This is a genomic window from Actinomadura sp. WAC 06369 (assembly GCF_003947565.1).
GTDB lineage: Bacteria > Actinomycetota > Actinomycetes > Streptosporangiales > Streptosporangiaceae > Spirillospora > Spirillospora rifamycini.
In genome coordinates, this window is sequence record NZ_QHJN01000245.1 from 1 (window position 1) to 8,382 (window position 8,382).

An 8,382-nucleotide genomic window follows, 5' to 3' on the forward strand; every position below is an offset into this window, starting at 1 on the left:
CGTGCGGGGTGTGCGCGGGTTCGAGCCCGCGCCGCCCGTCCGCGCGCTCGAACCCGCGCACACCCCGCACGACCGCACCTGGGCGGACGAGCCGGCGCCGGAGCCGCTCCCGTCCCGCGAGGACGAGCCGGCCGGGGACGAGCCCCTCCCGGCGGACGAACCGCCGCGCGGCCACGAACGGACCCCGGGCTACGAACCGGCGTGGACGGACGAACCGGCCGCCGAGCACGAGCCCGAGCAGTTGCCCCGTCCCGGCCCGGCCCTGCTCCCGACCGACGTCGAGGGCAGGCACGACGATGTCGCGCCGCGCCGTGCCCGACCTCGACGTCGGTCGGGAGCAGGGCCGGGCCGTCCTCTCATTCGGGGGCGGGATCGGGGTAGGGGTCGGGCATGGTGTTCGAGCGGCTCGTCGACGACGCCGCGCTCGACGCGTGCGGGGTGCCGGCGGGCGAGGCGCTGCGCGCGTACCGGGCGTGGGCGGGGCGGGCGCCGGTGGGGCGGCTGCGGTGCCCGGTGTCGCGGTTCGGGGAGCTGCGGTGCCATCTGGAGCCCGAGGACCTGCTCGACCTCGCGGTGGTCGCCGACGCGGGGACGGACGCGCTGCCGGGCGCCCTGGACGGGGCGCGCGGCGAGCCGCGGGTGCGGCCGGTGTCGGTGCACGTGGTGCTGCCGCCGGGCGCCGACCAGGCGCGGGCGTCCGCCGTGGCGATCGCGCGGCTGCCCGGGGACGTGCCCGCGTTCATCGGCGTCCGGCACCGGCCCGGGCGGCTGGCGGCGCTCGACCGGATCGCCGCCGCGCGGGCCCGGGGCGCGGCGCTCGGGGTCGAGTTCCGGGCGGCCCACGCGGATCTGCTTGAACATCGCCAGCCACAGCCATACGGCGAGGACGAGGATGACGTGCGGGGCGACGGCGACGCCCGCGCGGACGGGGTCGCCGGGGAGGGCGTCGAGGCCCCACACGGCGTCCTGGACGGCGAGGGCGGCGAGCCCGGCGGCGAGCAGCAGCAGGAGGCCCCAGCGGAGCAGCCGCGTCCACCAGCGGGCGCCGCGGGTGACGACGAGCGACAGCAGCGTCACGGCGATCAGCGCGTCGGCCATCGCCGGGTAGACCGGCGCCCAGCGGTCGTCCACCCGCCCGGCGACGGCGAGGTCGCGCAGCGTGTCGTAGGTGAGCGCGAACGCGCCGGCGGCGAGCGCGGCGACGACGAGCCCGGCGGCCGCGGTGAGCAGCCGGCGCTGGGCCCGGCTGTAGCGGGGGCCGCCGGACCGGGCGGGGACGGACGGGACGGGGTCGGTCGACATGGCTCTCGTTCCGGGGAGTGCGCCTGGAGGGTGATCTCCCTGTGAGATTAGCCAGCCGGGGCGCCGCCGACTGCCCACTTCACCGTGATCATCTCGCGCTGCGTACGTTATGGGTCCCGACGTACCGTATGGGGAAACGTTCATTGGGGAGGGGCGGTCCCGTGCAGCGTGCAACCGATCGCAGGCGCGGCGTCTCCGCGCGCCCGCGGGTCCGGCACCGTCCGGCCGGGTAGCGCGGTGGCGGTCTCCGGGGGACGGCTGGGCGAGCCGGTCCGGACGTTCGACGCGCGTCCGGTCCGGCGGAACGCGCTGCTGCGGCTGGCGGCGTGCGTGCTCGCGACGGCGGCGGTGACGCCGCTCGCGGTGTGGGCGCTGGTCGCGGAGCGGTGGGGGCTCGGGTCGGCCGCGGCGCTGCTCGGCATGGCCTACGCGGCCGCGGCGGGCTGGATCGCCGGACGGGACGGCCTGTGGTCGGGCGTCCGCGTGGTCGCCCTGCACCCCGAGGGGATCTCCGTCGGCGCGCGCGACGGCACCGCCGAGTACGCGTGGGACGAGCTGGAGTCGGTGACGGTGTCCGGCGTCCAGTACGGCGCGCGCGTCCGCTGGCGGTTCGCGGTGGCCGCGGCGGACGGGCGCGTCCTGCGGTTCGGCGATCCGCTGCCGGACGTGCGGGAACTCGGGGAGGCGGTCGCCGGGGAGGTCGCGGACCGGACGGTCGCGCGGCACCTGGAGTCGGTCCGGGCGGGGGAGCGGGTCCGCGTCGGGCCGTTCGCCGTCGATCTGGACGGCGTCGAGAAGGACGGCGAGCGGCTGCCGTGGAAGGCCGTCCGGGACGTGTCGATCGACAACGGGCTCGTGTCGGTGTCGGCGCCGGGCGTGACGCTGGCCGCGCTGGCCGGGCAGGTGCCGGACGCGCTGGCCTTCGCCGCCCTGTGCGAGCGGGTCGGAGCCCTGCCGGAATCTTTCTGAAGATTTTCCCGGCGAGAATGTCGAGGGCCTCGCCGCGGCTCCGATCCTTCGGTGACGGCCGCCGAGCCGAGGCGGCGCGAACGAAGGAGAATGACCGTGAAGTACATGCTGCTGATCCATAACCGGCCCGGCTTCGTCGAGGAGCTGACCGAGGAGGAGCGCACCGCGCTGTTCGGCGAGGTCGACGCGCTCATGAAGGAGCTGGAGGAGTCGGGCGAGCTGGTCGGCGGGCAGGCGCTGGTCGACCCGTCGGAGACCCGGACGGTCCGGGGCGGCGCGTCCGCCGGGGCCCCGCCCGTCGTGACCGACGGGCCGTACCTGGAGGCGAAGGAGCACCTCGCCGGGTACATCACCGTCGACTGCGACACGGTCGACCGGGCCGTGGAGATCGCGTCCCGCTGGCCGGACGTCCGGTTCGGCGGGTACATGGAGGTCCGGGCGGTCATGGGCGAGTCCGGGACGGAGATGTGACGACCCCGGGGACGCCCGCGCCGGACGGGCGGGCCGTCGAGGAGCTGCTGCGCGCGCTGGCGCCGCAGGTCCTCGGCGCGCTCGTCCGGCGGCACGGCGCGGGCGCGTTCGACGCGTGCGAGGACGCCGTGCAGGAGGCGCTGCTCGCCGCCGCCGTCCAGTGGCCGGAGCGGGGCGTCCCCGAGCAGGCGCGCGGCTGGCTGGTGACCGTCGCGTCGCGGCGGCTCACCGACCAGTGGCGCAGCGAGCGGGCCCGCCGCGACCGCGAGGCGGCCGTCGCCCACGAGGCGCCCGCGCACGACGCGCCCGCCGACGCGGACCGGCCCGCCGACCGGGACGACGCGCTCACCCTGCTGTTCCTGTGCTGCCACCCGGCGCTGACGCCGTCGTCGCAGGTCGCGCTGACTCTCCGCGCCGTCGGCGGGCTCACCACCGGGCAGATCGCGCAGGCGTTCCTCGTCCCCGAGGCGACGATGGCGCAGCGGATCAGCCGCGCCAAGCAGAAGATCAAGGCGGCGGGCGCCCGGTTCGCCCCGCCGCCGCCGGACGAGCGGGACGCGCGGCTGCGCGCCGTCCTGCACGTCCTGTACCTGGTCTTCAACGAGGGGTACACGGCGTCGAGCGGCCCGGACCTGCAGTGCGCGGACCTCACCGCCGAGGCGATCCGGCTGGCCCGCGAGCTGCACCGGCTGCTGCCGGACGACGGCGAGGCGGCCGGGCTGCTCGCGCTGCTGCTGCTCACCGACGCGCGCCGCGCCGCCCGCGGCGGCCCCGGCGGCACGCTCGTCCCGCTCACCGAGCAGGACCGGACGCGCTGGGACCGCGCGGCCATCGCCGAGGGGACCGCGCTGGTCACCGACGCGCTGACCTGGTCGCCGCCCGGCCCGTACCAGCTGCAGGCCGCGATCGCCGCCGTGCACGCGGAGGCGGAGCATGCCGACGACACCGACTGGCGGCAGATCCTCGCGCTGTACCGCGTGCTGTCCCACGTGGCGCCGAACCCGATGGTCACCCTCAACGAGGCCGTGGCGCTGGCGATGGTGCACGGGCCCCGCGCGGGCCTCGACCTGCTCGCCGGGCTGGACGGCGACGACCGCGTCGCCGGGCACCACCGGCTCGCGGCCGTCCGCGCCCACCTGCTGGAGCGGGCCGGCGACATCGCCGCCGCCCGCGAGGAGTACCGGCGCGCCGCCCGCGCCACCACCAGCCTTCCCGAACAACGCTATCTGCGGGCCCGCATCGCCGGGCTCGCGCAAGACAAGAAGGACGACTGATGCGCACCGACACCCTGCGAGTCCCCGGAGCGACCCTGTACTACGAGGTCCGCGGCTCCGGCCCCGTCCTCGTCCTGGTGTGCGGCGGCATCTACGACGCCGAGGGCTACGCGGCCCTCGCCGATGCGCTCGCCGACCGCTACACCGTCGTCACCTACGACCGCCGCGGCAACTCCCGGAGCCCGCTGGACGACCCGTCCGTCCTGCAGAGCGTCGACGACCACGCCGCCGACGCGGGCCGGATCGCCGCCGCCGTCGCCGGCGGCGAGCCGGTGCACGTGTTCGGCAACAGCTCCGGCGCCGTGATCGCGCTGGAGTTCGCCCTCCGGCACCCCCGCCGGGCGGCGTCCGTCGTCGCCCACGAGCCGCCCTACCTGGGGCTCCTCCCGGACGACGAGGACTGGCCCGGCGTCCTGCGCGAGGTCGCGGCCGCGTTCCGCGAGGGCGGCGTCGGCCCCGCGATGGGCCGCTTCGGCGCCGCGATGCAGGCCGGCGGCGAGGCTCCGGCGCAGGAGCGGGACGAGGGACCGGCGCCCGACCCCGAGACCATGGCCCGCTTCGCGGCCAACACCGCCGTGTTCGTCGGGGCCGAGATGCCCGTGTTCGGCCTGCACCTCACCGACTTCGGCGCCCTGCGCGCCCACCGGGACCGGATCGTCCTCGCGGTCGGCGCCGGGTCGGCGGGGCAGCCGCCCGAGCGCGCCGCCCGCGCCGCCGCCGGACGCCTCGGCGTCGAACCCGCCGTCTGGCCCGGCGACCACGGCGGTTTCGGCCCGCACGCGGCCGCGTTCGCCGACCGGCTCCACGCGGTCTTCTCGGCGCACCCGCGCGGTTCGTCCCTGATCCAATAACCTGGGCCTGTGAGTCTGCGCCTTTACGACACCGGTACCCGTAGCGTCCGCACGTTCGAGCCCCTGGAAGAGGGCCGTGTGGGGATGTACGTGTGCGGTGCCACGCCGCAGGCCGCGCCCCACATCGGCCACCTCCGCTCCGGCGTCATCTACGACGTCCTGCTCCGCTGGCTGCGCGCGTCCGGCTACGACGTGACGTTCGCGCGGAACGTCACCGACGTCGACGACAAGATCATCGCCGTCGCCGCGGAGCGGGACGTCCCGTGGTTCGCGGTCGCCGAGGGCAACCAGCGCACGTTCAACCGCGGCTACGACCTGCTCGGCTGCCTCCCGCCCACCATCGAGCCCCGCGCCACCGGGCACGTCCCGGAGATGATCGTGCTGATCCGGCGGCTGATCGAGGCGGGGCACGCCTACCCCGCCGACGGCGACGTCTACTTCGACGTGAACTCGTGGGCCGAGCAGTACGGGCGGCTCTCCAACCAGCGGCTGGAGAACATGCGCTCCGCGGGCGACACGCCCAACGAGGACCTCAAGCGCGACCCCCGCGACTTCGCGCTCTGGAAGGGCGCGAAACCGGGCGAACCGTCCTGGGAGACGCCGTGGGGCGCCGGCCGTCCCGGCTGGCACCTCGAATGCTCCGCCATGGCGACCAAGTACCTCGGCGCCACGTTCGACATCCACGGCGGCGGCGTCGACCTGATCTTCCCGCACCACGAGAACGAGATCGCCCAGTCCCGGGCCGCCGGCGACGGCTTCGCCCGCTACTGGCTGCACAACGGGCTCCTCACCGTCGACGGCGAGAAGATGAGCAAGTCCGTCGGCAACGTCGTCCTGCTGACCGACCTGCTCGGCCGGGCGCGCCCCGTCGAGGTCCGCTACTACCTCGCCGCCGCGCACTACCGCTCGCTCATGGACTACACCGACGCCGCGCTCGCCGAGGCCGTCTCCGCCTACCAGCGGATCGAGGGCTTCGTCACCCGCGCCGCCGAGGTCGTCGGCGGCGGCGGGCCCGGCGCCCTCCCCGCCGCCTTCACCGCCGCGATGGACGACGACCTCGGCGTCCCGCAGGCCCTCGCCGTCCTGCACGACACCGTCCGCGAGGGCAACGGCGCGCTCGCGTCGTCCGACGACGACGCCGTCCGCGAGCACCTCGCGGCCGTCCGGGCGATGGCCGGCGTCCTCGGCCTCGACCCCCTCGCGGACGAGTGGGCGCGGACCGGCGGGGACGACCTGCGGCCCGTCGTCGACGCGCTCGTCGGCGTCGCGCTCGGGCAGCGGCAGGCGGCGCGCGCGCGGAAGGACTACGCGGCGGCCGACGCGATCCGCGACGGCCTCACCGCCGCCGGGATCGTCGTCGAGGACACCCCGCACGGCCCCCGCTGGGAGCTCAAGCGGGCCTGAGCCCTCGGCCGCCCCGGATAAACTGGGACGTTCGTTTCCGGCAACCACCACAAGGGGCAGGACCATGGCCAAGGGCAAGGGCAGGGGACCCACACCGAAGGCCGAGGACCGGCACTGGCACGGCAAGCGCCAGAAGGCCCGGGCCGTGAAGAACGCCAAGCGCACCGGCACGCCCACCGTCGGGCCCTCCGGCCGCAAGACCGCCGCGCCCGACCGCGCGCGTCCCGCCCGTCCGGCCGGCGCCCGCCGCGCCAACGGGGAGGTCCCCGAGCTGGTCACCGGGCGCAACCCCGTGGTGGAGGCGCTCCGCGCCGGCGTGCCCGGCACCGCCCTCTACGTCACCTCCGGCACCGACGAGCGCGTCCGCGAGTCGATCCAGCTCGCCGCCGACCGCAACATCCCGCTGCTCGAGACGGGCAAGAACGAGCTCGACCGGCTCACCGACGGCGCCGTCCACCAGGGCATCGCCCTCCAGGTGCGCCCCTACCGGTACGCGCACCCCGACGACCTCCTCAAGGGCGCGGCGCCGCTCATCGTCGCGGTCGACGGCATCACCGACCCCCGCAACCTCGGCGCGATCGTCCGCTCCGCGTCCGCGTTCGGCGCGTCCGGCGTGGTCGTCCCGGAGCGGCGCGCGGCGGGCGTCACCGCGGGCGCGTGGAAGACCTCCGCGGGCACCCTCGCGAACGTCCCCATCGCCCAGGCCACGAACCTGACCCGCCAGCTCAAGGCGTACCAGAAGGCCGGCTGCTTCGTCGCCGGGCTGGACGCGCGCGGCGGCGTCACCGTCGCCGACCTCGAGGTCGCGGCGGGCCCGTTCGTCCTCGTCGTCGGCTCCGAGGGCAAGGGCCTCGGCCGCCTCGTCGCCGACACCTGCGACATGCTCGTCACGATCCCGATGCCGGGCACCGCCGAGTCCCTCAACGCGGGCGTCGCCGCCGGGATCGCGCTCTACGAGGTCAGCCGCCGCCGATAAAAGTTCAACGTTAAGAGACTTGACGTTAAGTTCCGGCCATGGTGTTATCTCAACATTGAGATTATCAATGAGGAGACATCATGGTCGCCGTCACCGCGCCCCGCGCGCTGAACACCCGCCCGGGCGTCCTCGGCCTCGCCGCCCTGGCCCCCGCCAGCTGGGGCACCACCTACGTCGTCACCACGACCCTGCTGCCCCCCGACCGCCCCCTGCTCGCCGGCGTCCTGCGCGCCCTCCCCGCCGGACTCGTCCTCCTCCTCGCCACCCGCCGCCTCCCCAAGGGCGCCTGGTGGTGGAAGAGCACCGTCCTCGGCATGCTCAACTTCGGCGCCTTCATGCCGCTGCTGTTCTTCGCCGCCTACCGCCTCCCCGGCGGCGTCGCCGCCACCATCGGCTCCGTCCAGCCCCTCGTCGTCGCCCTGCTCTCCCTCGGCGTCCTCGGCACCAGACCGTCCCGCACGATCCTCGTGTCCGCCCTCGCCGGCACCGCGGGCGTCGCCCTGCTCACCCTCACCGGCGACGCCGCCCTCGACCCCCTCGGCATCCTCGCGATGCTCACCGCCACCAGCCTCATGGCGACCGCGATCGTCCTCGCCAAGAAGTGGGGCCGCCCCGAATCGCCCCTCGTCATGACCGGCTGGCAGCTCACCATCGGCGGCCTCGCCATCACGCCCCTCGCCCTCCTCATCGAAGGCCCGCCACCGCCGCTCACCGCCCCGAACATCATCGGCTTCCTCTACCTCGGCGCCTTCGGCACCGCCCTCGCCTACGCCCTCTGGTTCCGCGGCATCGACCGCCTCCCCGCGACCTCCGTCTCCCTCCTCGGCCTCACCAACCCCATGGTCGCGACCCTCGCCGGCCTGCTCGTCCTCGGCCAGACCCTCACCCCCTGGCAGCTCGTCGGCTTCACCATCGCCCTCGGCGCCCTCGTCGCCGGCCAGACCCTCGACCGGAAGTGACCCCCATGCGCATCGCCGTCCTCGGCGCCGCCGGCTCCGTCGGCTCCGCCACCGTCACCGAAGCCCTCGCCCGCGGCCACCGCGTCACCGCGGTCGTCCGCACCCCCCGCCCCCTCCCCGCGGGCGAGGGCTTCGGTGACGGTGGCGGAGCCGACGGAGCCGGCGGCGCCGAGGAC

Annotated in this window: 8 protein-coding genes; 7 read left to right on the forward strand and 1 reads right to left on the reverse strand. The window is 75.7% G+C overall.

What is annotated here, in order from left to right; all coding sequences use genetic code 11:
• Positions 1-189: 189 nt before the first annotated feature.
• Positions 190-1,302, reverse strand: coding sequence for a DUF2637 domain-containing protein (locus DMH08_RS36830; RefSeq protein ID WP_158642459.1), 1,113 nt, complete (start codon positions 1,300-1,302; stop codon positions 190-192).
• Between the two features lie 237 nt (positions 1,303-1,539).
• Here DMH08_RS36830 and DMH08_RS36835 point away from each other — a divergent pair, with 237 nt between their 5' ends.
• From DMH08_RS36835 to DMH08_RS36865, 7 genes are all read left to right on the forward strand, one after another.
• On the forward strand, positions 1,540-2,271 hold the full coding sequence (locus DMH08_RS36835) for a DUF6585 family protein (protein ID WP_026404824.1): 732 nt from the start codon (positions 1,540-1,542) through the stop codon (positions 2,269-2,271).
• Between the two features lie 105 nt (positions 2,272-2,376).
• On the forward strand, positions 2,377-2,742 hold the full coding sequence (locus DMH08_RS36840) for a YciI family protein (protein ID WP_199748182.1): 366 nt from the start codon (positions 2,377-2,379) through the stop codon (positions 2,740-2,742).
• Positions 2,739-4,016 carry an RNA polymerase sigma factor gene (locus tag DMH08_RS36845; protein WP_125620821.1) on the forward strand — a complete coding sequence of 426 codons (1,278 nt, stop codon included), beginning with the start codon at positions 2,739-2,741 and terminating at the stop codon, positions 4,014-4,016. The genes DMH08_RS36840 and DMH08_RS36845 overlap by 4 nt, the downstream gene beginning before the upstream one ends.
• On the forward strand, positions 4,016-4,867 hold the full coding sequence (locus DMH08_RS36850) for an alpha/beta fold hydrolase (protein ID WP_125620823.1): 852 nt from the start codon (positions 4,016-4,018) through the stop codon (positions 4,865-4,867). The genes DMH08_RS36845 and DMH08_RS36850 overlap by 1 nt, the downstream gene beginning before the upstream one ends.
• A 9-nt stretch (positions 4,868-4,876) precedes the next feature.
• Positions 4,877-6,271 (forward strand): cysteine--tRNA ligase, encoded by a 1,395-nt coding sequence (gene cysS, locus DMH08_RS36855; protein WP_125620825.1) that lies wholly within the window; start codon positions 4,877-4,879, stop codon positions 6,269-6,271.
• Between the two features lie 64 nt (positions 6,272-6,335).
• Positions 6,336-7,247, forward strand: a complete 912-nt coding sequence (rlmB, locus tag DMH08_RS36860; protein WP_125620826.1) for a 23S rRNA (guanosine(2251)-2'-O)-methyltransferase RlmB — start codon at positions 6,336-6,338, stop codon at positions 7,245-7,247.
• Positions 7,248-7,327: 80 nt separating this feature from the next.
• Entirely contained in the window at positions 7,328-8,206 is an 879-nt protein-coding gene (locus DMH08_RS36865) for an EamA family transporter (RefSeq protein WP_125620828.1), read from the forward strand.
• Positions 8,207-8,382 lie beyond the last annotated feature (176 nt).